At 36.1% G+C, this 25,365-nt stretch carries 23 protein-coding genes; 8 read left to right on the forward strand and 15 right to left on the reverse strand.

Going from position 1 to position 25,365, the window contains the following annotated elements:
• Window positions 1-23 precede the first annotated feature (23 nt).
• Window positions 24-791, forward strand: a complete 768-nt coding sequence (locus NEF87_RS02195; protein WP_457918435.1) for a DUF4956 domain-containing protein — start codon at window positions 24-26, stop codon at window positions 789-791.
• 262 nt (window positions 792-1,053) lie between these two features.
• Here NEF87_RS02195 and NEF87_RS02200 read toward each other — a convergent pair whose 3' ends face one another.
• The 3 genes from NEF87_RS02200 to NEF87_RS02210 form a co-directional block, all read right to left on the reverse strand.
• Window positions 1,054-1,554: a hypothetical protein gene (locus NEF87_RS02200; protein WP_371804756.1), complete on the reverse strand. Its 501-nt coding sequence runs from the start codon at window positions 1,552-1,554 to the stop codon at window positions 1,054-1,056.
• Between the two features lie 139 nt (window positions 1,555-1,693).
• Window positions 1,694-2,467, reverse strand: coding sequence for a hypothetical protein (locus NEF87_RS02205; RefSeq protein WP_457918436.1), 774 nt, complete (start codon window positions 2,465-2,467; stop codon window positions 1,694-1,696).
• A 92-nt stretch (window positions 2,468-2,559) separates the two neighbouring features.
• Window positions 2,560-3,183, reverse strand: coding sequence for a hypothetical protein (locus tag NEF87_RS02210; protein ID WP_457918437.1), 624 nt, complete (start codon window positions 3,181-3,183; stop codon window positions 2,560-2,562).
• Window positions 3,184-3,359: 176 nt separating this feature from the next.
• On the opposite strand from NEF87_RS02210, the gene tssD reads away from it, so the two are divergent.
• The 3 genes from tssD (at window position 3,360) to NEF87_RS02225 (ending at window position 5,520) form a co-directional block, all read left to right on the forward strand.
• Window positions 3,360-3,929, forward strand: a complete 570-nt coding sequence (gene tssD / locus NEF87_RS02215) for a type VI secretion system tube protein TssD (RefSeq protein WP_457918438.1) — start codon at window positions 3,360-3,362, stop codon at window positions 3,927-3,929.
• A 58-nt stretch (window positions 3,930-3,987) separates the two neighbouring features.
• Window positions 3,988-4,701, forward strand: a complete 714-nt coding sequence (locus NEF87_RS02220) for a hypothetical protein (protein ID WP_457918439.1) — start codon at window positions 3,988-3,990, stop codon at window positions 4,699-4,701.
• Window positions 4,702-4,851: 150 nt separating this feature from the next.
• Window positions 4,852-5,520 carry a transglutaminase-like domain-containing protein gene (locus NEF87_RS02225; RefSeq protein ID WP_457918440.1) on the forward strand — a complete coding sequence of 223 codons (669 nt, stop codon included), beginning with the start codon at window positions 4,852-4,854 and terminating at the stop codon, window positions 5,518-5,520.
• 14 nt (window positions 5,521-5,534) lie between these two features.
• On the opposite strand, the gene NEF87_RS02230 is transcribed toward NEF87_RS02225, so the two are convergent.
• A complete protein-coding gene (locus tag NEF87_RS02230) occupies window positions 5,535-6,758 on the reverse strand; it encodes a toll/interleukin-1 receptor domain-containing protein (RefSeq protein ID WP_457918441.1) in 1,224 nt (407 codons plus the stop codon).
• 346 nt (window positions 6,759-7,104) lie between these two features.
• Here NEF87_RS02230 and NEF87_RS02235 point away from each other — a divergent pair, with 346 nt between their 5' ends.
• Complete coding sequence (locus NEF87_RS02235; RefSeq protein WP_457918442.1) at window positions 7,105-8,850, forward strand: thiamine pyrophosphate-binding protein; 1,746 nt, start codon at window positions 7,105-7,107, stop codon at window positions 8,848-8,850.
• 35 nt (window positions 8,851-8,885) lie between these two features.
• Here NEF87_RS02235 and msrA read toward each other — a convergent pair whose 3' ends face one another.
• On the reverse strand, window positions 8,886-9,356 hold the full coding sequence (msrA, locus tag NEF87_RS02240) for a peptide-methionine (S)-S-oxide reductase MsrA (RefSeq protein WP_457918443.1): 471 nt from the start codon (window positions 9,354-9,356) through the stop codon (window positions 8,886-8,888).
• A 417-nt stretch (window positions 9,357-9,773) separates the two neighbouring features.
• Here msrA and NEF87_RS02245 point away from each other — a divergent pair, with 417 nt between their 5' ends.
• Window positions 9,774-12,689 (forward strand): hypothetical protein, encoded by a 2,916-nt coding sequence (locus tag NEF87_RS02245; protein ID WP_457918444.1) that lies wholly within the window; start codon window positions 9,774-9,776, stop codon window positions 12,687-12,689.
• Between the two features lie 183 nt (window positions 12,690-12,872).
• Here the strand turns inward: NEF87_RS02245 and NEF87_RS02250 are convergent, their stop codons facing one another.
• The 10 genes from NEF87_RS02250 to NEF87_RS02295 all read right to left on the reverse strand — a co-directional run bounded on the left by NEF87_RS02250 (window position 12,873) and on the right by NEF87_RS02295 (window position 23,805).
• Window positions 12,873-13,340 (reverse strand): 6-pyruvoyl trahydropterin synthase family protein, encoded by a 468-nt coding sequence (locus NEF87_RS02250; protein WP_457918445.1) that lies wholly within the window; start codon window positions 13,338-13,340, stop codon window positions 12,873-12,875.
• Window positions 13,341-13,441: 101 nt separating this feature from the next.
• Window positions 13,442-14,104, reverse strand: a complete 663-nt coding sequence (gene queC / locus NEF87_RS02255) for a 7-cyano-7-deazaguanine synthase QueC (protein WP_457920114.1) — start codon at window positions 14,102-14,104, stop codon at window positions 13,442-13,444.
• A 95-nt stretch (window positions 14,105-14,199) separates the two neighbouring features.
• Window positions 14,200-14,781: a 7-carboxy-7-deazaguanine synthase QueE gene (locus NEF87_RS02260; RefSeq protein WP_457918446.1), complete on the reverse strand. Its 582-nt coding sequence runs from the start codon at window positions 14,779-14,781 to the stop codon at window positions 14,200-14,202.
• 197 nt (window positions 14,782-14,978) lie between these two features.
• Window positions 14,979-15,140 (reverse strand): hypothetical protein, encoded by a 162-nt coding sequence (locus tag NEF87_RS02265; RefSeq protein WP_457918447.1) that lies wholly within the window; start codon window positions 15,138-15,140, stop codon window positions 14,979-14,981.
• A 7-nt stretch (window positions 15,141-15,147) separates the two neighbouring features.
• Window positions 15,148-16,101, reverse strand: coding sequence for an ArdC family protein (locus NEF87_RS02270; protein WP_457918448.1), 954 nt, complete (start codon window positions 16,099-16,101; stop codon window positions 15,148-15,150).
• 292 nt (window positions 16,102-16,393) lie between these two features.
• Window positions 16,394-17,788, reverse strand: a complete 1,395-nt coding sequence (locus tag NEF87_RS02275) for a PAS domain-containing protein (RefSeq protein ID WP_457918449.1) — start codon at window positions 17,786-17,788, stop codon at window positions 16,394-16,396.
• Between the two features lie 191 nt (window positions 17,789-17,979).
• Window positions 17,980-19,962, reverse strand: coding sequence for an ATP-dependent nuclease (locus NEF87_RS02280; RefSeq protein ID WP_457918450.1), 1,983 nt, complete (start codon window positions 19,960-19,962; stop codon window positions 17,980-17,982).
• A 161-nt stretch (window positions 19,963-20,123) separates the two neighbouring features.
• Window positions 20,124-23,087 carry an Eco57I restriction-modification methylase domain-containing protein gene (locus NEF87_RS02285; protein ID WP_457918451.1) on the reverse strand — a complete coding sequence of 988 codons (2,964 nt, stop codon included), beginning with the start codon at window positions 23,085-23,087 and terminating at the stop codon, window positions 20,124-20,126.
• Window positions 23,088-23,146: 59 nt separating this feature from the next.
• Window positions 23,147-23,554 carry a PIN domain-containing protein gene (locus tag NEF87_RS02290; RefSeq protein ID WP_457918452.1) on the reverse strand — a complete coding sequence of 136 codons (408 nt, stop codon included), beginning with the start codon at window positions 23,552-23,554 and terminating at the stop codon, window positions 23,147-23,149.
• An 8-nt stretch (window positions 23,555-23,562) separates the two neighbouring features.
• Entirely contained in the window at window positions 23,563-23,805 is a 243-nt protein-coding gene (locus NEF87_RS02295) for an antitoxin VapB family protein (RefSeq protein WP_457918453.1), read from the reverse strand.
• Between the two features lie 506 nt (window positions 23,806-24,311).
• Between NEF87_RS02295 and NEF87_RS02300 the strand changes: the two genes are divergently transcribed.
• Window positions 24,312-25,088, forward strand: coding sequence for a hypothetical protein (locus NEF87_RS02300; RefSeq protein WP_457918454.1), 777 nt, complete (start codon window positions 24,312-24,314; stop codon window positions 25,086-25,088).
• Window positions 25,089-25,358 (forward strand): hypothetical protein, encoded by a 270-nt coding sequence (locus NEF87_RS02305; protein WP_371804772.1) that lies wholly within the window; start codon window positions 25,089-25,091, stop codon window positions 25,356-25,358. It abuts the gene before it with no gap.
• Window positions 25,359-25,365: the final 7 nt, after the last annotated feature.

Raw genomic sequence — 25,365 nt, forward strand, 5'->3', positions numbered from 1 at the left:
CGCTCAATACAATCGTGAAAAATATGATAAATACAGCCACAACATTTGTTGGAAAGTTTATTGAAGATTCATTTATGACCTTCAGTCCTGAAGTAACCTCGCTTACTTTTGCCGATGCGGTAATTGTACTTTTTTGGAGTATAACATTATCGCTTATTGTTTCAATTACTTACCGTGGTACACATAAAGGTGTGTCTTACTCCCAAAGTTTTACCCAAACCTTAGTCCTCTTAGGAGTAGTGGTCTCTATAGTAATGTTAATCGTAGGAACCGATATTGCCCGGGCGTTTACATTAGTAGGTGCTCTCTCAATTGTCCGATTCCGAAATGCTATAAAAGAAACCAGAGATGTCGGATTTATATTTTTCATAATGGCTGTTGGAATGGCTTGCGGCACCAGATTCTACGCTCTTGCATTATTCTTTACCTTCATTGGGTGTTCATTACTATTCTTTATGTACTCATCTCAATTCGGCCAAAAAGGGTTGGCTCAAGATATCTTAGAACTAAATATTCCAACGAAATATGATTATTCCTCAGTGTTAAGTCCACTCTTTATACGGAATTTAAAATATTATTCCATTTTAAGCGTTGATTCAGTCAATGAAGATATTCACCGGCTGAGTTTCATTATTACTTTTAAGAAGAAAATGAAATTGTTCACATTCAAGAAAAGCGAAGAGATATCAGATGATTTGACGTCAAAAGCAAAACTCTTAACGGAGTTGAAAAAAATGGATTATTTGACAGATATTAAGGTTATTAATGGAAGTCATTCTACTGAAATCTAATTTTCAGAAGTTTTTTTTTTTTAACAAACTAGACTTAAACCACTTGTTGTAATCAATAATTCGATTTTAATTTAATATGTCCTTTAATAAAAATGAGAAAATTAAAATCTCCATGAGAAAGGGAAAGAATTCGGATTGGTTGAATAACGGTGTTAAAACCTACTCTATCAATATCATCAAGGATCTGAATTCGATTAATTGCGAGCAGAAATTCTTCAAAAATTTGAAAATAAAAAAAGAAGCGAGAGATAGAAGTCAATTTTTATAAAACAGAACCACAATGAGGACAAAACTTGGCATGTTCATCTTTATTGATTTCAGTTCCACATTCATTACAAAATTTCAAATCACTACGAACTTCTGGGGTAGGAACATCTTGAGGAGGTCGCTTTTGCACTGGAGGTGATGCAAGTTGCATCTGACCGGTTTGAGACGAAAATGTGCCCATTAATGCTCCAGAACCTTTCAGATCCAAAATAATGGCTTTAATATCTTTTCGACTAATGCTTGTATGTTGAGCAATTTCTTCTTGAGTAATGTTCGGGTTTTTTGTAATCTCAGTTAAAACGATATTTTTTAGTTTAGAACGATTTTTAATCGCAGCGATTTGACCGAATAAAGTGCTTAAACCAATTGCAATTAAAATCCAACCCCACCATGATCCACCACGGATATTGTTAAAACCCCAGAAAAGGAACGCTCCCGCTATCACTAAACTACAAAAAGAAACGCCTTCAGAATATTGATTTTTTTCATATTTCATATGTTTTTACCTACATTTGTAAATTAAGAATATATCATAACTTTTCCCTTTAAATTTTCACTAGGCCAATATTTATGAATATATGAATAAATAAACAATAAATAAACAAAAAAAACTTTCAAATTAGTTTTGGCCCTTCTTATTTTGAAGTCATTTCAGGTTCCATTTCTACAGGAGCATCTCTTTCATAAACTTCCTTCATTTTGGGTAAAAACCCAAGAAATACCAGAATGTAACCAATCCCCATAAAAATTCGGGCAATTATCACATATTGTAATAATTCTGTGGGTAAAATTGCATCCATTATTGAACCAAGCCCGAAAAGAGCCCACCCAACTGCTAATTGGGTTATCTTTTTAAGTTCTTTTGATTCAGGGTCTTGCTTTTTTATTTTTCTTCGCATACCAAAAAATCCCCCACTGATCACAAAAATTAAACTTACAATATAGAAGGCTGTTTGATATTTAATTATATGTTCAAGATTGATATCAAGAAGTTCCCCTGCTAAAGGTACATCTGCAGAAAACATCATATCAGTGAAGAAAAACATCGCTACCCAATAATCAATGCATAGAATCGAATAGAAAATAACAAACCGTTTTTGATATTTAGGTCGAAATATATTAAAACCTAAATAGAGAATCGCCACTGTCGCTATCGGAATCAAGATGTAAGACAATTTAAAATAAAGTTCTGGATCCAGATTTTCTCCAAAAAACACTAATTTTAGAAAAGAAATTGCTGGTCCTAAATAAAAAGATCCCATACTGAAAGCAACAAAGCCAACTATTGGTAAGAGTTTCTTTTTTTCGTCAAAATATAATTTCAAATAAATCAATGAAAAAGTTAAGCCTATAAAAACTAGGATTAAAGCACTACCGCCATTTAAATACGTAATAGGAGTTATCGCCAATTTTATTCACCACAAATATCAAAGTGATATAATTGACTTCGGTTTATATCCATTTAAGATTTACATTTTATAAATTAAGATCAAAATAGGAATCATTTTTGATTGAAATCAATATTTTTTTTCTCTTCTGGTGTTAAACAATCCCAACAAGAGAGATATTTGATCTTCTTATAATTCTTTTTACAAGAGGGACATAAATCATGGCCATTTTCCAAGGCATAATGACAAGTTTTACATAATACAATTGTATCTTGGCTGAGGTTCATATAATCAAATGAATCAGGGGCATTTTTTTCGTTTAATAATCGTTCGATTTCCTCCCGATGATTTCTAATAAACATCTTAACACCTGTTCTTCCCAAATTATAGTTATATTCACGAGAAATTGTTGTGTTTAAATCAGTCAAGGCTTGAAAGGTCGAACAATTTTTACAAGTAACATTTTTGAATCTAATGCTTCGAATAATTTGAGAATGACCACACTTTTCACACGTTAACATTCGATATTCTTTACCAAGAAAAGGAATTTCTCCACTATGCATTTTTTCTTTAATTAATTCTTTAACAACCCGCCGTTCCATCATGTTTCGGAGTTTTGAATCAGAATAATTGTGATGCACTTGTAATTCTGCAGCTTTTCCACATTGAGAACATTTAGCACCTTTAATCAATGCTTTACGCTTGGATTTCCACTCTTGTGTATGCCAATCTTTCATTATTACATTGTGTAAAAATTTCTTTTAAAAAAATATATCCACCTTGATTTTATTTGATCTTATAGCTCAAAATTTGAAATTGATAATTATTGGTTGAATAACCATCATTGTGATAATGATTTCAATCTACACCGAAACTTTTATTTATAACAAAAATCCAGATTGAGTGACATAATATGAAAAAATTCACAAAAATGACGCAAGTCCTTTGCTTCTTTTTATTACTTCCAATGATATTTTCTGCAACATTTGTCCAATCCACCAATGTTAATCTCCCAGAATCTCAAAATTTACCCGGATCTGGGACTATTCAAATGTATTTAAGGGTTTCCAGTGCTGTACAAGGAGATATAGATGGAAGTGTAACAACTGCAGGACATGAAGGATCAATTCAAGTATTGGGATACCACCATCAAGTAACAGCTCCACCAAGCGGTGGAAATGTACACTCCCCTTTAAGAACTGTAATAGTTCTAGACAAATCTTCCCCTCTGCTAATGCAAGCGCTCTTAAATCGTGAAAATTTAGATCTGGTGGAATTAAGTTTTTATCGGGAAAGCGCAACAGGAGTGATGTATGAATATTACCGGATTACTTTAAACGATGCAAGGCTAATCGAGAAAGAATCCCATTCCGTAGAAGGAGGAGAAACAACCGAACAATTGGCTTTCGAGTATGACACAATTACATGGAATTGGGCAGACGGTAATATTGAATATTCTGATTCACCAGGAGACAGAACTTAATATTTTGAAATCGCAATTATTTCATTTTTTTTAGCAAACCTATAAGGAACCACGCCAAATGATAAAACGAAAATATTTTCTGACACTGTATCTGTGTTTCTTAGTTGGAATTTTTTCATCAACTCAACTTTCTCGGGCAGAAGGTACAAGGATCAGTATTGCTTCTATAACCAGATTTCAGTATTCAGCAATAATTGTCTATTCGGAAAATATCCAAGATCAATTAGATAACCCTGAAAACTCAAACAAGAATTTTACCACATACATCACCATTGAAGCAAATTCGGAAATAATTGCCTCAATGATATGCATACTAAGTTCAACGGAACAGATGATAGTATATACGCTCAATGACCCCCGAAGTCAAACACCTATTTGGAACAATGGAGAACCAGGAATTCATATCAAATCATTGGATTCAACATCAATTCAAATAAATTTATTGGAAATTACTATGATTTCAACTGCCACATCTCTTATTTTCAAGGCTTATTCCATTTTCGATGAAGGAGGAATTGAGGACTATAAACAAAAATGTGGCACTTTTCTGATGTGGAATTATCCCGATTTTACTGTCAGTTCAAATATGGAAGACTCTACCACATCATCTTCAACAAACACTACAATTTCTGATACTATATCAAATTCTACAAATGGGAATGAAAATGATAGTAAAAGATTATCCATCACGGGTATTCCGTTAAAGTACCTTATATTTTCATCAGTTCCAATAATATTAATATTGATAAGGCAAACAAAAAAGAAATTTTAAATATAATTTATTTTAACAACCTATTTTTTCTTGATTCTTTTCAAATGTAGAAGAAGATGGCATCCTACTGACAAAATAAAAGGATTTTTCACAATTTTTCTATTATAATGCGAGATTAGCTTTTTAAAATTTCCCGTATATTGTTCTTCGATGGTAACGAAAGCATTTACAACAGATTCTATCCACAAGAAATTCTTAAAACCAACTTATTTTATTAATTCCAACCATGATCTTGTACATCAAAAAGCACAAGAATTACTTCAAGGTCTTGATCCTCATGATTTCGTTCAAATTGCAGTGAAACTCTTCTATTTTGTACGCGATGAAATCAAATATGTGGTTAAGTTTTCACCAAGTTATTATAGTAGAAAAAACACTCGAGCATCCTCAACCCTTGCCCGTGGTTATGGATATTGTATCCAAAAAGCAACGCTTATGGCCAGTTTAACTCGTATTGCTGGAATTCCCACCCGTCTTCATTTTGTAGATATGAAGAACCACCTCACCCCCCAATCCTACATTGAAAAAGTAGGAAGCAATTTATTTGTTTATCATGCCTATCCCGAACTTTTTCTTAATGGAAAATGGGTCGAAGCGAATGTTGCCTTCGATAAAGAGTTATGTGAACGAAAAAACTTCCCAATTGTTAAATTTGATGGCATTAAACCAGGGTTATTTGCAAAACAAGATGATTCAGGAAAACCATTTGTGGAATATATCAAAGATCATGGTACTTTTGCTGATGTTCCTTACTGGAAGATTATGTGGGCTTGGAAACAAGAATATAAATTCAAGCTATTGAAAGGATTTAAAAAATAAACGATTAATACGTTTTATATCAATTTTTTTAGACTTCCAAGCAATTTATTATAAAATTCGGATTCATCGAGTTGATATTTTTGAATACCTTGAATTCTCCTAAGGCGCATTTTCATTCCTGGACTTAAATTTGTTTCATGCAGATAAATTCCAAAATAGGGACGATTTTCGTTTAGAGCAAATTCAATCTCATCAATAGTGTTTGTAGACTGAATTGCATTATCAGATATGAAAGATAAAAAAATAGCACAATTCATCAATCTGGTTGCAATATAATCGGCCCAATCTAATCCCGAAGGAATACCATGATCAAACCACACTTTGAAACCTTCGCGATGGAGGCGTTCAATTATAGGGTAAACTTCTAGTTTATCTGCATGAGCGTATGACACGAAAATATATGGTTCAAATCCATTATATGCTTCAAATGGAGGAATATCGACGTCCTTTTTAAGTTCTGATTTCAATTTCGCCATATTTCCTAAATCAGATTTTAGCCACAAGAAAATATCTTCTTCATTTTGAGGTAAATCAGGTAAACCTGCACATTTTTTTATAATTTTTAATAGTAATTTGGGACTTTCGGAAATTTTATTAATCACATTTATACGATCTACTAAAATTTTATACGGTTGGCCTACTTTTTGTTTTTTCTTAATTGGTTTGAGAAGAATATCAACAACTTTGGATGCAATCCATTCTTGAGATGTGGAATATGGGCTAAAATTAGACACTTTTTTCTTTCCCGCAAATTCACCACCCCACTCTATTCGAATAAAATCCGATTCATCATAAATCTTGTAATTATTGGAAATTAGAATATCGGGTTCACTCGAATATAGCTTTTGTGCTTCAACCTTTTGTAATGCAGCCATGCATGCATCGAAATGAGTTTTAGAAATTATAAACGGAAATTCTTTAAGATTTACAAGATTTCTCCGGAACAAACTAATAAAGCAAGCCCCCACATGAAAACAAAAACCCTGAGATTTTCCAATAGAACAATCACATTCATAAGTGATCTCTTGCTTCTTTTTCGTCATACTAGCAGTTAAAATTGTACCTTTTCGATTGAATTTAGCAAAAATTCCTTTTTTTCCCGGCATTCGCTTAAGTTGAATTAATTTGTCAAGTTTATGCTCATTTGCAAGAAAACTAACAGCATTTTGACAAATTTCTTTACTCAAAATAGGAGACATATTCTCAATAATTATAGGATAATACTGTTCATTCATCATTTTTACAACATGATTTGCAAGATTTTTCTTCGTTAAAGCAGAATAGTTGGTAATTTTATCAAAATCTTGTTTTTTTTTCGATTTTTGGTTGAATTCTTTAATGATCTTATGAATTTTAGCTTTTGTTAGTGATAGAAGAATTAGTTTTGTTAATTCTTTTTTTGCCGAGGTGTTAAGTAATGTAGTAATATTTATGCCTCCTTTATATTTATTCTTGGCTTAATTTAGACATTTTTCATTCTAATGGAATTACATTGAATTCTATTGAAATTAAATATTGTGGCATATTTTTTGAGTTCATTTCAATAATGTCAATTATTTAAGTTAGAAACACAATATCAAAGTTATGAAAGAGGATGAACTATTAAAATCCGAAATTTCAACAGGAGAAGGGATTATCCGATATCTGAAAGAACTCGGTGTTTCGAAGGTTTTTGGGATTCCGGATGGACACACACTTGCTCTTTACGATGGGATGTTAAAAACAGAAGGGATCGATCATATTTTGTGCAATGATGAACGAACTGCTGCTTTTGCTGCAGATGCATACGCTCGCGTGACACATTCTATTGGAGTGTGCGATGCCGGGGCAGCAGGTGCAATGAATTTTCCAATAGCATTAGCAGAAGCGAAAGGATTTGGAAGTCCAATGCTTGCTTTAATTGGAGTAGTTAAATCAGAAGATAAACTTCGTAATGTTCCTCACGATATTGATATAGCAGGTGTGTTAAAACCTTTAACAAAATCAACCCAAGAAATTTATCGATCCGAACACGTTCCCCGATTTTTAAAATATTCTATCCGAAAAGCCATGAATGGAAAAGAAGGGCCAACAGCATTAATCATCCCCGAAGATATATTACAATCTAAAGAATTAAGCATTAATGAGTTTATTCCAAAATATCATCATCGTTCTTGTGAAGAAAAATGTGGGATTGCTCCATCAATTTCTGAAATTAATGATGCAGTCGATTTGATTCGTGAAGCGGAGCAACCTGCACTCTTTGTTGGAAGTCAAGCCATTAGTTCCGGAGCGTTTGAAGAAGTTAAACAACTTAGCCAATTGCTTTGCGCTCCTGTATTTTCAACAATTTCAGGTAAAGGTATTATGATAAGTAATGAATCCAGCAACTATTTTGGAACAATTGGACTTTTTGGAGAAAAACCAAATCATACATTCATACGAAAATCCACAGATTTATTAATTTTAGTTGGAAATCGAATGACTGAGGATGATACCGCCAACTTTAAAATTCCTCCACCCAAGGTAAAAATTATCCAGATAGATTTAGAACCGGGTGAAATTGGATTAAATTTTCCTGCTATGGGTGTCATCGGTGATAGTAAAATTGCATTGGATTTAATAATTGAACGAATAAAATTATTGGGTTTTACAAAGCGACAGAATGCTAAGGAACTATTAGATACGAGATTTGAAAGCTTAACTAAACTTCGAGCAAAGCATGTTAAATTTAACCAAAAAGATGAACGATCATGGATGACCAATATCCCTTTAAAACCCCAAAGAGTCCTTTTTGCTCTTTCTAAGGCGATGGGGGCCGAAGATTATTTAGTGACGGATGCAAGCGCCAGTTCTCGATGGATCGGCCCTTATTTTCCTGTGAAAATGATTGGTCGCCGCATTGTTACCCCCCGAGGAGTTGGACCCACAGGATTTGGTTTAGGGGCCTTAATTGGAACCAAAATCGCAATTGATGAGACTTTTGCATCCAAAAATCGACCTAAAGTAGTATTATTGACTGGAGATGGAGGATTTATGAATGGAGGTCTTAGCGATTTGGAAACGATTCAACGATTAAAACTGGATTGTACTATCGTGATTCTCAATAACCAAACATTAGGATTTATTAAATTTGGGCAAGCTATGATGTACAAACAAAGATATTATCATACTGATAGACCAAAGTCACCATTCGTTCAAATAGCAGAATCATTTGGTGCTACTGGAACTGAAATAACCAGTCTTGAAGAACTTGACACGTTATTGCCCAAAATTATTAATACAAAAGGATTTCATGTCTTGGATATCCAAACAGATCCCAAAGAATTGCTTCCTCCGAATTTCTACTGAGACTAATTTAAAAAAAGTCAATTTTTTTTTGCTTCTCATAGATGACATGAAATTCTTCCATTCTTTTCCAAATATCTCTGATGATATTCTTCTGCATCATAGAATGGTTGGGTTGAAGTAATCTCAGTTACAATAGGAGAAGAATATCTTCCCGACTGATTCTGTTCCAGTCGAGATTGCAATGCAATTTTTTGTTGCTGTTCGTTTTGGAAGAATATTACTGATCGATATTGACTACCAACATCGGGACCTTGACGATTTCGGGTTGTAGGATCGTGAATTTCCCAAAAATGCTCTAATAATGTGTGATAAGATATAAGCTCAGGATCAAAGATCACTTTGACAACTTCCGCATGACCGGTATTCCCACGACATACCTCTTTATAGGAGGGATTTTCGAGTTTTCCTCCACAATACCCCACTCGAGTATCAATAACTCCTTGCAAGCGATGAAATGATGCTTCAACACCCCAAAAACATCCAGCACCAAAAATTGCTATTTCCATTATAGTTAAAATAGGAAATTAAAAAGATGTAAATCTTTGGTTAAAATTCTAAAAGAATTTTGGCTTCTCAGATTATTTTTGAAAATAGAGGCAAAATGTGAATTACTGCGTTTATTATTGAACAAAAAGAAAAAACTTCAATAATAAAAGTCATGTAAAAAATTGTGCCAAAAGCATAATTTTCTTTTTCAATAAGTATAATAATAGAAATTCAGATGTTTTGAAGCAAGACCACCATGATTCAAAAATGATAGATTTTCATTTGACATTTCCATAATGTTGAAACAAAAATCCATGAAAGGAAAAAACCGGATATACTTTCAATACATCCTTTCATCAACACAAAATTTCTTATTTTTATCAAACAAAACACTTACTATAATTTATTTGAAAATACACACCCAAGGATTGATTACAATGGAAGAATTTTCCGCTCAACTTGACATCAGTGAAGACACACAAAAAGTCTATGGCATGGTTATCATGCGAGGATGTATTACTGCAAGTTCTATCGCATCCTATTTGGATATGGATATATCCAAAGCAGAAAAGGCAATTTCAGAATTAAAAGAAAAACAATTGATTAAAGAGGCTTCTGGAATTATCCCCCGATATATTCCCTTACCCCCTCTGAAAGGATTCACATCATATTTAGGTAGCTATTCGGACAAAATTGGGGAGACCATTCAAAAAATCAAAGCAATTGAACAAACTAAAACGATAAATTATGATAAAATCACTTCAAAAGCAACTGAGGATATGAAAACCAGTTTAGCCGATCAAACTGGAAAACTCCAAGCAAAATATCTGGAAATAGCCGAGAAGACGGAAAAATCGGCAAAAACTATACAAGAAACTATTCAAAAAGTAGAATCGGAAATAACTACTGAAAACACAAAGAATACGGAAAATTTCATCTCAAGAATCAAAGAAAAAACAACCCATTTTCAAAATGAGAAAAGTAAAACCTTTGAAGATCATGAAAAAGCGCTTGAAGTCACTCTTGAAAAATTTCCCGCCACAATCGAACAAAAATTTAATGCACTCACTCAAGATAAGCAACAGGCTCTCGGAACATTGAAAACCAGCTATGAACAAAAAAACCATGAATTGCTGTTACAATTTAAAACCGATACGAACAATATGGTCCAATCCATGGAAAGTGCAATAAATGATGTTAAGAATGCAGATACGGAATTATTTGGTACCCATGAGAATGATTTAAAATCTACAATCCAGCAAACCAACATAGTTCTCAAAACTTTGATGGATGCTTCAGTGAAAGATACTACCTTATTAATCGAGTCTTTGAAAACAAGCTTATCATCTGTCATTGGGTCATTCAACGATGGATTTAGTAGCCAAACATCCAATTCAATTCAAGGTGCCTCTTCTACTTATGCAACAAGCATCCAAGATATTGATCAACTTTTAACGAGTTTTAAAGAAGATATTGCAGAAAAAACGGCCAGTTTGTATAATGTTGCCAAAGATGAATTAACAAAAAAAATTGGTGACTTAAAAACCTCCATGGAAGAAAAATTCACTCAAAAAACCACTGATTTGGGGTCCCAATTTCAAAGAATGCAAGATAAACTTACCAGTTCCTTATCAACGTTACAGGAGAACTATGGAAAAACCACAGAAACATTTCTGCAAGACATCCAAATCAAATTTGGTGGCCATACCACTCAAATTGAAGAATTATCCCAGACGAATGAAACGGCATTCACAGATTTTTCCGAGAAACTTATCCAAGAATTCACAACCTCAGTTTCTAAGCTGAAAAATGAATATATTAGCCAAATTACAGCCCAAAATTCTCAACGAAAGGACTTCACTAAAAAAATGGAACAAGATCTAAACCAACAAATAACAACTAACAATGTAGAACTAGGTAAGATCACAGAAGGGGCCCAAAATACGATAAAAATGGATATTGAGGAAATTTCAAAAGCCCTAAATCAAGATATCAAAACAACCACAGAAGAGTATAAAGAAATATTATCGAATGCCGATACTCATTTCAAAACGGAATTTGATCAATTTTCAACACAACTCACCGAAAATCTAAAGACATCCACCTCTATGTATGCTTCCAAATTTAAAACAAGCATAGACGGCTCCCAATCAAAAGTAATAGAAATTCTTGAAAACCAACAGAAATTACTGCAGAATACAGTTGATACTTCCACCCTTGATATATCTACTCAAGCAGAAGCCACCATAACTCAGATTTCAGACCATACCAGCAAAAAAATTGAAGAATCAAACTCAAAACTTGGTCAAATTGAAGGAACTCTGCTCGAGAAAATATCTACAATAAAGGAGAGAAATGCAACCCAATTTACAACATTGAGTGATAAGACCAAAGCAATCTCCACAGGATTTGTAGAAATACTTACCAAATCAATTGAAGATCTCACGGCCCAAGTCAACGAACATTTTACTAATCAAATATCATCTTTTGATGCCTTCAAGCAAGAAGGAACCGACTTAGTAAAGGATCAATATCAAGGATATCAAAAATCAATCGCAGAATCATTTGCGCTCTTAAAATCAAATATCGCAACCTTGACATCTACAGACGTAGATCAACTTGCTAGTGAGATTGAAGAAAAAGCAGCGAGTTTCATGACTAATATAACAAATATTACAAAAAATGTCACCGGAACTTTAGAACTCACTAAAGGAGAAACCACAGGGATCTTTAAGGATATTGAAACATCTATTAATGAAGCGATTGAACAAATTAAAGCATCGGTAAGAGATAGCATCGCAACAGGAAAGAAAGTGTTGGAAATTGAACTGGGAAATGTTTTTGAAACTGCCCTAACCACCATGGATTCTGTGAAAGATTTAGGAGATCAACCAATTCAAATCTTGAACAAAGTTTGGGACCAAATGACAGCCATTGATGCCCAAAAAGCAGAAAAAACATGGTATTTGGTCGGAAAGGAAGCAGTGATTCCCTATATTCAAAGTATGATCGAACAAGCGAAAGGAAAAATGACAATTGTAGTTCCTAGCTTAGATGATCTACCTCTAGAACTTATCTTAACAAAACGTGTCAGGTTTACAATCATCACAAGTGTTGGAGCGGGGATGACCGATGGTCGTGTGGATAAGTTAAAGGAAAAAGGCGTTACAATCATGGATTATGAAGGAAAGGACTTCATTGCGGTTGATCGTGACTCCGAAGAAATCTGTTTTGCTGCTGTGGATGAAAAAGTCGATCCTATTACCGCAATCATTAGCGAATTAGATCCTATGATTACGATTATGGGCTCCATGATTGCTGATTATTGGCGCCGAGTGGCAAAAAAACTATAATATCACTTTTTTTTCTCTACTTTCGTTCGTTTAACATTCTGTATGATTTTTTTATTTTTTAACAATATTCGGATTCTATTAATATCTTTGAAATATTTAAAATTGCATATTCCATATATAAAACTCAAAGAAGATGAATGAAAGAGAACAGATCTTAAGAGAAGGATATAAAAATCAACACCATTATGGAGAATAGCGAGCAATGGATCCTTCCGATTCAGCCACCTCGACTTGAAGGGTATAGGAGGCAAATACGGTACAGAGTTGATCATAGATATATTTTGCTAAAACTTCTGCAGTAGTAGCAGGAATAGGGAGTAGTCGCACATCTACTTTTGGAAATATATAGGTCTTTTCATTAAATTTAATCTGCACTTGGGAACCGGATTCAGTTCTTTGCTCTTCCACATGGATTTCTGCACTATGAGCGGGAATTAAGACAGCATGATCTAGTTGAGTTGTGATTTCAATCAATTTTTGTTTCAAGATATAAAAATCCACTACAAAGAAATGCTCGTTCAAATCACCGCTGACTTCAACATTCACACTATAATTATGACCATGCAACCGTGAACATTTATCGTGCTGATAAAGAAAGTGAGCTGCGGAAAATTTACACCGAGGATCAGAAACTCTTACAGTATATCCCATGATAATTAATGGTGAGCAGGATTGCTTTAATGTCCTCCGCTTCATTTTTAAAATCAAAGATATGAGGAAAAATTGAAGAAAATACAGAAATAAAAAAGATCTTATTCATAATCTAATGGGTCTGAAACATTGTTCACTTCAAAGGCTTTCAAACGTTCATCACAGCTGCCACATTTTCCACATGCTTGTTCCCCCCCCTTATAACAAGTCCATGTTTTGGCATAATCCACATGCAACACAAGCCCTTCTTTCACTATATCACCTTTGGGCACATGTAAATAGGGTGCATGGATCTTTATAGGCCAATAATGGCACACTTTCGCGGCCTGTTGCATGGCTTCCACAAAAACTGGACGACAATCGGGGTAAATTGCATGATCTCCAGCATGGGCCCCGTAATAAATTGCTTCAGCCCGGATAGAAATCGCATAGGCCAAGGCTAAACTAATCATAATCATATTGCGATTGGGCACGACAGTACTCATCATATTGGTGTCGTCATAATCTCCTTCGGGAATGGATAAATCGGATGTGAGGGAGCTTTTCCCAAAAAGACCTGCTTTGGTGATAGATTCTAAGGAGAGAATTTTATGAGGTATGTGATGCATTTCACAATTTACTCGAGCACATTCAACCTCTTTGATATGTTTCTGCCCATAGTTGAATGTGAGCGCAAAAATATCTTTTTTTTCAGCCAATAACCGATATAGCAAAGTTGTAGAATCCAAACCCCCTGAAGCAATCAAGACAACTCGATTTGGAATAAACGTAGATTTTTCCTGTGACATTTTAAAAACCTGTGATAGATTTCCGAGATAAAAAAAATAAAGGATTCTTCCATGAAAAGCTTATTTCATTCTCATTGAATATTATAGATTTTATGCAATTGGAGACCTAAACGAAGATCGGGATGTTCCATCACCAAGGAATAACATTTTTTCTGAGAAACAGGAAGATCCATCGCATTGGGTTGCAGCCAAATGGGAATGCTTCCTCGAAAACGGGCAGGGATCACATCCACAGAGAAAATTGCATCAACCACATACTTCAATTCATCAGGATCACACCGAATGATGTAATCCACATCGGGTTTTGGGGAACATACCACCCAATCGATGACCGAGGGTACGGGATTGGTCCCATTTGTTTCAATAGCAAAAGTAATTGTGGTGGTTTGTGGAAGAATTTCTCTGAGACCCGTAATAAAAGCTTCCAAATCATAAAGGGTGGGTTCTCCGCCGGTTAAAATTACGGTCGAATAATGAATTTGTTTTGCAATCTCTGCAACAGCCATTGGAGTTCCCTTTCCCCACGATTGTTTGGTATCACACCATGCACACTGCAAATTACATCCCGCAAATCGAATAAATGTTGCCGGAATGCCCAACCAACTTCCTTCTCCTTGCACGGAATCGAAAATTTCAATAATTGGATAGTTCACAAATTCATCAAGAATGGAAAAGAAATAGATATTACTATTTGTTAAAATGTTAATGGCAACGTTGAATCCAACATTCTTGCCCCATTTAATTATATTTCAGTTGTCACCACAGAACATCGAATTAAACTTTATGTCCCAGATATGGATGATGATGAAAATGGTTATTTACAATCTTGAAATCTATTTTTTTACTTTTTTTAGCCTTTTCCACGACAGAGTCGACACACACCCGTCCCCTGACAATAAGAGCAAGGTTGATCGGAGGACTTCCCATATCCGCGGTAATTGCGTTTGCCGGATCCCCGACACATCCAACAACGACCTGTTCCATGACAGCGCCGACAAGGTAATTTTGACATTTTTTCTTCACATCACTCCAATTTTTGAAAGGGAACCGGAAGATATTGTAAGATCGCCTATTTCATGAGACTTCTTGCGCCCGCGACGACCTTTGCCCAGAATATAATTGGAAGCTCGGGCCCCTTGTATCGCCGCTTTAAGTAATTCATCCTCATGGTTGCGAAGATACTTCACCCAATTTTGCAAATACGAAGCACTATTTTTTTGGACTACGGGTAGAATATGGGCTTCTCCCGCGAGAAAGCACGCCCCAAATTCTGCAATCAATTCTTCCCGCGAATAACTTTCTCGATGCACAAAACTTTTCATCGACCGCTTCAACCGTGTAGGATGGGCTGTGGAATGAACCATTTCATGGAATAACGTTCCATAATATTCTTCGACGGGGCGAAAACCATCTTTGGCCTGAATCCGTATAATATCGCTACCGGGATTATATAAGGCGCCAAAGAGAGAAAGATGAATTTGCGGCGAATCCTTATATCCAGCAATAATCGCTTCGGCTTTTTCAATGGGATTGAAATTTTCTTTCACAAGTAATTTGGGATGATACCGCTCGGGAATGGCACATTGATCTAGGTTAAATACATGACGGACAATAAAGTTATAAATCCCCGTAGTTTCCTCATGCTGGAATTTTTTTGGAATGGGTCCATATACTTGTGGAATCAAGATCGGCGTGCCTTTTTCCCCTTTTTCGACCCGTCCCCTCAATTTTTGGAGCTGTTTATAACCCACCCAAAATGGAGTACTATAATTTTTCACACGGCGGGTAAACGTTAACATCATCGCATTTATACTTCGATAGGGGCGTAGGGTAGCCCAATTGAGCGGCTGATCCATATCTAACCAAGATTGCTTCCATGGAAGTAAGTTGGATTTTGTGATCAGGTCAATCATTCGTGCAGTTATTTTTTTGTATTGTTTTTGAATGTCTTTTGTTTGGTGAAGGTGTACCATTTTATCTCCAATCTTATAAAACCAGACCAAAGATATGAACACTGAGATGTTAGCAAAAGTTTGGAAAATTGGAAAAACGACCCCCAGAAAGTATCGGAAGAAAAAACTGCACCTTTTTTCTTGAAAATTTACAGGAGAGCCATAATTTACCCATAAAAGAATGAAATATGAAGGATAAGAAAAAAAAGTGAAGAATCTTCAATCAGAAAAAAAATTGTAGCAAAAAATAAGATAAAAATAATGAAAAAAATCAACAACCCGATATCCACATAATTAACTTATTCGAAAATGATCATTCTATTTCCTTCAGCATTTCTTCCATACAATCGGGGCAAATACCATGGGTAAAATTCGCCTCACTGTGCTCCTTGATATAATGTTCTAGCTGAATATAATATCCCTGATCATCCCGAATTTTTTTGCATTGGGCGCAAATCGGCAACATCCCCTGCAAGACTTTTTTTTCGGCTTCCATGGTCTTTTGCTTGGTGATATCAATAAAAATATGTTGAAACACGGGAATATCATAATTCACGATCGGATAGGTGATTTGTTCCACCCATATCACCTCTTTAGCCTTGGTCAAGAACCGAAACTGATAGAAATTCTCCGAACCCACGAGGTGATTTTCTAAGGAAAAATGAGAGATTACTTTGGGAAGATCGTCAGGATGGATCTGAGCCTTGAGTCGCTCTTCCGTCCATTCGATTAGTTCGCTTTTCCGAAAACCCAAAAGATGTTCCATCAAGCGATTCGTACTAATGATTTTACCTTCTTTGATTAAATAGGTGCCTACGATCTCTTCGTTGATCAATCGCTGAAAGTTACGTTTCCCAATTTTACTATAGTCTTCATCCACCTTAGGAGACACTTCGAGGGGTTGACGAATACCTAAATTCAGAAAAATGGGAGAAATGATCCAAAAAACATGCCCGAGAGCCGTAAACAATGCGGATACTTGAAAATCACTGAATGCAGAGGGGATCAGAGACCGCAAACCACCAAAAATAGCCCAATATAAATTACCCAATCCCATTAATGCTAGCCCCAGAATAAGATAACGGATATGAGGCTTTAAATGATTTGAAGTCCAAGCATTAGTTTCATGCCGGAGGCTGTAAATAAGAATAGAGACGCTTATTACAAAAATAAGAATAAAGAGAAAGAGCACACTTCCCCCCAACCAACTAGAGTCGGCGTTTACATGTGGTCCATCGGAAGTGATTTTCACTGTAATCTGATCGAAGACGATGATCAGTAGGGAAATTATTCCGATAAGCAACCCAACCCATTTTTTATGGAAAAGTTCCGTTGCAGTCGTTTCTCCCAACCAAATCATGAGAGAAGCATAGAGAAAAGCCCAAAGCATAATCAAAGCACCGGAAAACGCCACATCACGTAAAAAATTAGAAAGAAATAATGAAAAATAGATTGTTGAGTAGCCTCCGTATTCACCAACTAAGGCAAATTCCATACTCGCAGGGGCCACAAGGAAAATAAAAATATCTAAGGTAATATAAACAAACCACCCGATCATGCCCATGAGATAGAGACGTTCAACTAACGGACGATCTTTCCACGCATAACCTTTAAATTTCTGAAACCCGAGAATAATGTTGAATATCCACAGAAGGGACTCTATAACTTTGGGGATCACCAAAATAAATTGGAGCTGTTCATAATACATAGAAAAAAACAAGGAGTCTGCACCTAAAAAAAAATGCTTTCCCGCAATCTTTCAGGCCAAAAGTTTCAAAAGTTCTCATTTAACAAGGAAGAGAATTTTCATAGCGAGAGGGTAAGGGAAAAATGATGTGAGAAAAAAAGAGGAAGACTGCAAATTCCCATCGCACCCAACAACAATAAGGAAAAGTGTCTCTACTGGAGTCTTTTTTGATAAATCGACAGGAAGATCTGATTTAATTTCGGATGCGCCCGTAAGGCTTCCAAGGCGACCACTTTCGGCGTCTGATCCATTTCAAAGTACTTTATGAATGCTTGGTAGGGTTTGTGCTTTTTATTATTATGACGATCCAGAGCATGACCCGTCACATTGAATTCATTTTCAAAATCCCCTTGAAGCTCAATGTAATGCCCTTTTCCGGCATCAGCCATTTGTTTGATAAAATAATTCTGATCCCTCATCGTGGGATCCGTGGAGCTGGCATCGTCATCAATAATGACCACATAGGGGATCTGAAACCCGTTTAACATTTCTTGATATAATTGCATGTTGAACTTCCCATTGCAGTCCACATAAGTCGTCGTAGTTCGTTTCACGACCTCATCTGGAAAGAAATAATCGGCCCATTTGGATATCATGATTTTTTCAGTCTCCCCCTCCACGAGAACAACGGTATCAGCAAAAAAAAGTTGCGATCGGTGGGGATTCATATAATAACACAGATTGATCTGATTTATTTGATGAAATTTAGCACGTTCTTTCCCGTGTGTATGAATAATATCCTTCAAGATGAGTTTTCCTTCCTTTTCAAACACAGGTTGCAATGTTTGGGTTTGTAATTGGGACCCAATTTTCTTTTTTTGAACTTTTACTACCGATTTATAATCGTTGAAATCGATAAAATTGGGGGAATGGGTATTGAGTAAAATTTGGTGATGGTCGATGACGGCAATCTTCATCAAATAATCACGCATCATGAGCTGATATTGGGGATGTAGAAACAACTCGGGTTCTTCAATGGCAAAGAAAACTGAATTGCACTCCGCTTTAATTGGAACAGGCTTTCCATCTTTCGTTTGGATGTCGGATTCGACAGTTTCTTGTTGTTTTAACAAAATATCGCCCCAAATTTTAAAGAGAGAGACCATGAAGTACCGTTGCAAGCCATGACCTTTATCCGCCACATAGGTTTCGACTCCATCATCCATGTAAATTGTAAGGGAATCACGGACGAGTTTATTAATAGAAGGGAGTTCGGTGTCGAAGCGAATCTTCGATCCGTCAAATTGCTGCAAAGTTTCATTCATATCCTTCGCCAGTTGATTTAATTCAGATCGGCTATCTTCGAGTTGATAAATGTCCCGCATTATTTTTTGAATCCGTTCATTTTGCTCTTGCTCTTTCTCCCGATCCCGCATTTGATCGAGAATATAATTCATGAGCAAATTAATATTGGTTTTCCCCTTCGCTTTGTAGGTGGTTTCATCATCAATATCTTGCACCGCGGGGATGAAAAAGTAGGTGCCGAGATTCTTCTGGGGATTAGTCTTGGAGATCTTCAGGGGTGAAAATATTTTTTTCGTCGGGAGGGTTCGAAGGGTGGGATTCGAGGCAATATAAGCTTGATTAATCACCTTCAGCAAGTCGTTAGATAAGCGTTTCGATTGACCGGTTGCCGTTCGTTTTTCTAAAAAGGTCGCTAAAAAGGTGCGATATTCCTCAGGAACATTCGGATCGGAGTCAATTTTCGATTTCGAGGTCAACTCCGGATTTAGCAAAAACCCATAACGTGATTTCGCAGCCGGCGTGGTGAGCTGGATCAGATCTTGAGCATATTCATACTGGACTTCAATCTTTGCCCCATAGACGAGGGTTTGTTTGAGAGTCAATTGTTCTTTAGGTGTGTTGGGGTATTGAGTTTGCGCTTTGTAGAGCTTCAATTCTTCAGGCGATAGGTCAATAAATGTCACCGAAATAGTGGTCGTTGTTTGGCGAGATTTCCCTTCCAGGCGAAAATCTTCGGTTTCTGGCTTTCGCCCAAAAAATACATCCAAAGCCTTCATTAAATTCGATTTGCCCGCATTGTTTTTACCCACAAAAACCATATAAGGATATAAATAAAAGGTATCGTCCTTGATAGATCGAAAATTTGTGATTCTAACTTTTTGCATCTTCATTTTGATTCAAGATCTAGTTGATTAATTGGGACTATAAAGCTTCACTAGTTAGCATTTCCAATTTTGGCACATTTTTAGAAATTTTGTCAAAATTAGAAGAAGAAAAGAAGGGATTTTGGTATTGAATATGTATCTACATGCACTAGACTCCCAAGAGAAGCTTAGAACCACTTGTCTTCAGTGATGGGATACATGGACCGCAAGGGATTAAATATCGGATGATCAAGAAAAGCAGTGATATTTTGGGTTAATGTAAGGTCCGTTTTACATTTGGAAAGAAAGGCCAGAATACGAGACACCACGGATCCCGATTGTGTTGTAAAAGATAAGAGTTGTTGATCCTTTTTATCCGAGGCAACAAAATTCAAGTACATTTTCCACCACTCACGAAAATTAATTTTCGGGACACTTTCAAAGGAAAACGAAACAGTCGGAAACTGTGATTTGGTATATTCCCAATAGACCAACGGATAGATCAGCCGTTGCTGCAGATATTTTCGCTCTTCATGATATTTTTCCCGATAGAGGGCAGTAGAACTTAAAATAATCAGATACTGACAAAAATGGGTTAATACCCCGCTATGATGAATTTGAGCCGGCATTGGAAGAAGTGAAATATAGGGATCATCGAGCACCCGTGAGGTTTCGGTGGTTTCACTAAACACCATCTTTTGGAGAAAGAACGAAGGTAGGGGAGAATTAAGGAGTGCCATCCATGCAAACAGATGATCTTCATATTCCTTTTTGGGGATAATATTGATCAATTTTTCGGTCGTGAGAAGGTCTCCCGATGAATCGAGAAAACAGACGAGTCGATTCCCCCGTAACACTTTGAAAATTAAGCGAGGCTGTGTTATTTTGTCGATCTTCCTTTTCAAGGAAATTTTTTTGTTCTGCTGACTAGTTTTATCCCGAGTTTCATCGATTGACTTGAACTTCTCAAGGGTAGACGCCAGATCAATGAATTGCACCTTCGAAAGAGCATATTTTTTCACATCGGGCACTTTATTTAACCAGAGTGTGTTTCCCGGTTGAAAGGCGGCTTTGATCTTATCAGGAATATACCAGCCCCGAAAGGCTTTTCCTTGATACATTGTGGTGAACGGAGAGGAATTTTCTGAGATCACCCGAAGCAACTGTTTTTCCCGATCGCTAAAGGGACGGAACAACACGAAATTCCCCTCTCGCATTAAGGCTTGGTTGCCAGTCCCGAGAAATTTAATCTGTTTGAAATTGGTGCGCTTCTTTAAGGGATACGCCGCGTAAATGTTCACATTATCTGTGATTTCGGGAGTCTTTTGGGAAATGAAGGCGATTTGTTCCCCAATCACATCGGCAAAGCCCTGGCCCAAATCCAATAGGAGTTCGATCTTCGAGGCTAGAAGTAATTGTCTGACCTTGGCCCACGCGTTGTAAAATCCGATGCTTTTTGGCACCACATAACAAATGCGTCCCCCCAGTTTCACCATTTCTAAACTCCGTTGAATAAAAATGGCCGACGCTTCCCTCCCTTGGGCATAGTTTCGTGTCTTACAGATTTTTTTTTCAGCGAGGGAAAGAATGTTTCCATAGGGCGGATTTCCGATCACCACATCAAAGCCGGCATTTTTTTGTGCTCCGGGTAAGAGATCGAGTAAGGTGTCGGTGATCGAATTTCCCTGCCGAAGATGATGGACCATGGAAGGCAAAAGATCCTGGAACTTTGGTGCCACCTTCATCTCTGCAACCAAGGACAAAGCGAACCGAAGCTTCACAATTTCAATCGCGTCTTGCTCAATATCCACTCCGTATAAGGAGCCCATAATTATTTTGCGCTTAATCAGATATTGCCACTGCGAATTGGTGTTGAAAGCTTCGAAATCTTCAAGGCTAAAATCTAACCCGCTTTCCCAATTTGGATCGGAAGATACGATTGGAGCCAAAATGGAGGAAATTTCGTCGGTCTTCAGCAAAGGAAATAATGCATGGGACCAAATGGTTCGCAAAACTTCCAAACACGCCAGGAGAAAGGCCCCGGATCCGCAAGCATTATCCAGAAGGGTAAACGGATCCAAAATCGACAGAATCACCTTACAGCTCTCGACCTCCGATTTTTTCTCAAGCACGGGAATTATCGACGGAATGTTTTGGTGGGTTCCCTGATTATAGGCATCGGTAATTTGCGGATAGAGCGTGTTCTCAGCCAAAAACATCGTAATGGCTTCGGGAGTATAAAAAGCGCCGGTTTCCTTTTGCCCCCTTCCAGTTTTTGAAAGCGAATTGAGCGTTTTTTCAAAAATCGAGCCAAGGATCGCAGGAGATAGAGTCAAATCGGCCCCAACCTCAACTGATTCCTTGGTATTCCAGCGATATTTTCCAAAAAAGGTTAAAAGATATACAATCATATCATTAGAAATTTGCAGGTTCGGGAATTGTTTCTCCTTGTGTGATTTACTCGTCCCAAACATGTCGTTTAAGAAATTTACATAAAAATTGTCACCCTTTTGGGACATTGCCTTAAGTTTATTTTCAAGGAAAAATAAATCTTCATTGAATAGTCCTTTTTTCTCTATAAAATATAGATAGATCATTTGATTCATCAAGCGAAGAGCATAGCGCTTCCGATCCAGTTCCGTGGGGATGCTTGAAAAGGATGTTGCTAGGACATTACATTTTTCAATGAATTGCTGATATATTCTTTGAATTCCATCCTGATTAGCAAATAACCCTTCAAAGGTCTCTGGATGATCATAGGACAGAGCATTCATTTTTTTCACTAAATTATCGGAGAGATTTGCCTTCGTGAATTTCAACTTGTGATATTTTGGGGGGCCCAATTTAGGTGTTTTTTTTTTCACAAATTCAAAGCTTTCAAAATTATAGGAAGTTATGAACAAATAAAGGGTATTTTTTCCCAATTCTGAATAAAAATGGTCCGGCGTTTCACCTTTTTTTAAATAAATCACTACACATGACTCCTTTGAAGCCGAAGTCAAACCAATGTTGGCGAAATTCTTATCTTTAATGGTAATCTGAAGAAAACCAACTTTATTAAAGAGAGAGACAACATCCCTTAAGGAATGAAGTGCTTCTATATCTAGTTTATTTATCGCCATCATCGGATCTTGTCCGTAAGCTCTGACCATTTGTTAAAAGAATTTACTGCCCTAATCAGTCACGAATCAACCTCTGAACTTTTTAGAAATTAATAATCAAGAATGTTGATATTCCAACAGTTAAAATGCGAAATATTGCGTGTGAGAATGGCATCTGCACAAAAATATTTTGCCGAAGCTCCAATGATTAAATCGACCAGGTCGATAGGATTTCCTGCCACGATTTGTGCGGCCCGTTTTTTTCCCGCTAGCACCATAATAGCTTCATTTAATTCAAAAATTTCAAAGTGGGATAAAACCTTTTGAAGAATCCCTTCTTTCTTGGTAAACACTTCATCCCCTAGTTTATTTTTAGTATAATAGAGCCCCGTATATAATTCGCTAATTGATAATAGCGAAAGTCCAATTGTCTCATCCTTCATCTTCTTCTGGAGTGTTGTAACATTATGACGACTCCTCAGGAGGTCAATCACAAAAGTTGTATCGGCTAAGATCATTTGTTTACTCAATCCGTCCAAGATTCGATAATCAGATTAGATTTCTTTTTATCATGCTTCCGGGCTTTCTTGATACCCTCTTCAAAAGAGTCAAATGCGTCCCAATCTTCCCAAATTCCCATAAATTCGAAGACATTTTTGCGTTTCTCTAAGATACGCTCCAAGACCCCTGAAAAACTTTCATTAGGACGCATTAAGCGTTTCAACTTTACATAAATTTCTTCAGTAATGGAGATATTTTTTGATGCCATATACTCATATGAGTATAGAGAATTTTCTTATATAAATGTTCATGAGAAAATAACTTAGAACCCCCATAACAGGAGTACCGTCTATAATGGTTCAATTTTGGGTAGAATTATGGTCGGGAAGTGTATTTTCTTTTCTTACTTCAGGATGGTAAACTTAAAATAAGATTTATTTTTGGCTTTCCCAAAGTATTTGGTTATATTGACACATTCCCTTCGAGAATTTTAAATTTGTATTAAGTATCCAAGAGGTTATAGTGAAATTGGATGTTCTCCGAGAAGGATCAGTTAAGATTTCTTGATTTCACCACTTTCTCCTTCGAAAATAAGCTAAAAATTAAAATTCTTGTGAAAAGTTGCAAATTGTTCTCATCCAAAGATCGAACCATCTCAAGAGGAAGGATTTGAGCCTCATAATTTAGATATCATTGTCTCGCAACGAAAGAATTGTTTAAAAAAACAAAGATTTATAGGAACATTTGATACCATTGAAATTAGATAGTTTCCGAATGAGTTCACCCGAGTCAATATTTCTCATAGTATCGATCATTTTCTTAATTTTACAGATAATTACAGCGACATTCTTAATTTATAATGGAATTAGAAATAAAATGGGGAATGTAGTAGTTTTAGGATTAGCAGTATTTCTGAGTTTCAGTTCTTCAATTCTCGTTTTTGGGTTAAAACTCACTTGGGTTCAGGTTGTCATCCCGCTAATGTTTGCCTTTATTTTAATGGTTCCGTTTACTCAAATGACATTTCACAGAAACACCAAGATAAATTATCACAAAATCTACGCAATTATCTTATTTCTTTTTGTGGGAAAAGTAGTTTTTGCCAATCTCGAATACAAAAATAGTTTCGTAATCCTGTTCTTTTCTCTCTTGTTTGAATCTCTGTTGATGTTTATTTGTTTTTATTGGACAGGCAAATCTTCGATGGATGCCTATAATGCAATTAAAATTGATCCTCTTGAACATTGGATAAAGATTAGACTAAAATATATGGGAATTATATGCAAAATCTACGCTTTCGCTGGATTTCCCCAATTTTTAATACTTATCGACCAATCTCATTTTATTGTAGGACAAGAAAGCCCAATTTCGGTGATCTCATTTGTAATTGTGTTGGTTTTCAATGCAATTTTCTTGATTGGGATGATCTTAATTTGGGTTATGCCAAAAAAATTTAAAAATTATTTAAATCGAAAATCCCCACTAAAAAGTCAAAGTGATGAAGAATTATCTGAAGAAGAGATAGAACATCAATTCATGGAGCGTAAATAAATGGACTTGATCAATTACTTTGGGAATATCCTCGCAATGGAAACGGAGAAAAACCCCATTGTTTGCAAGGGTTTAATTCGGCTTGCCCTAAGAGATATTTACCCAACCCCTCCCCAGCAATTGACCTTTTTCCATCTTAAAAAAATTTTTGAAGAGAGCTTACAAAAGAGATTACAAAAAATGCACATTGACAACGCAAATGAAATCTCCAATTTCTTGGTGGATGAGCTAACTAAAAAACAATCAATTCTGACATTGGGATTTTTATAAAAAGGAT

The sequence above is a fragment of the Candidatus Lokiarchaeum ossiferum genome (genome assembly GCA_025839675.1).
In the GTDB taxonomy this organism is placed as follows: domain Archaea; phylum Asgardarchaeota; class Lokiarchaeia; order Sigyniarchaeales; family Promethearchaeaceae; genus Lokiarchaeum; species Lokiarchaeum ossiferum.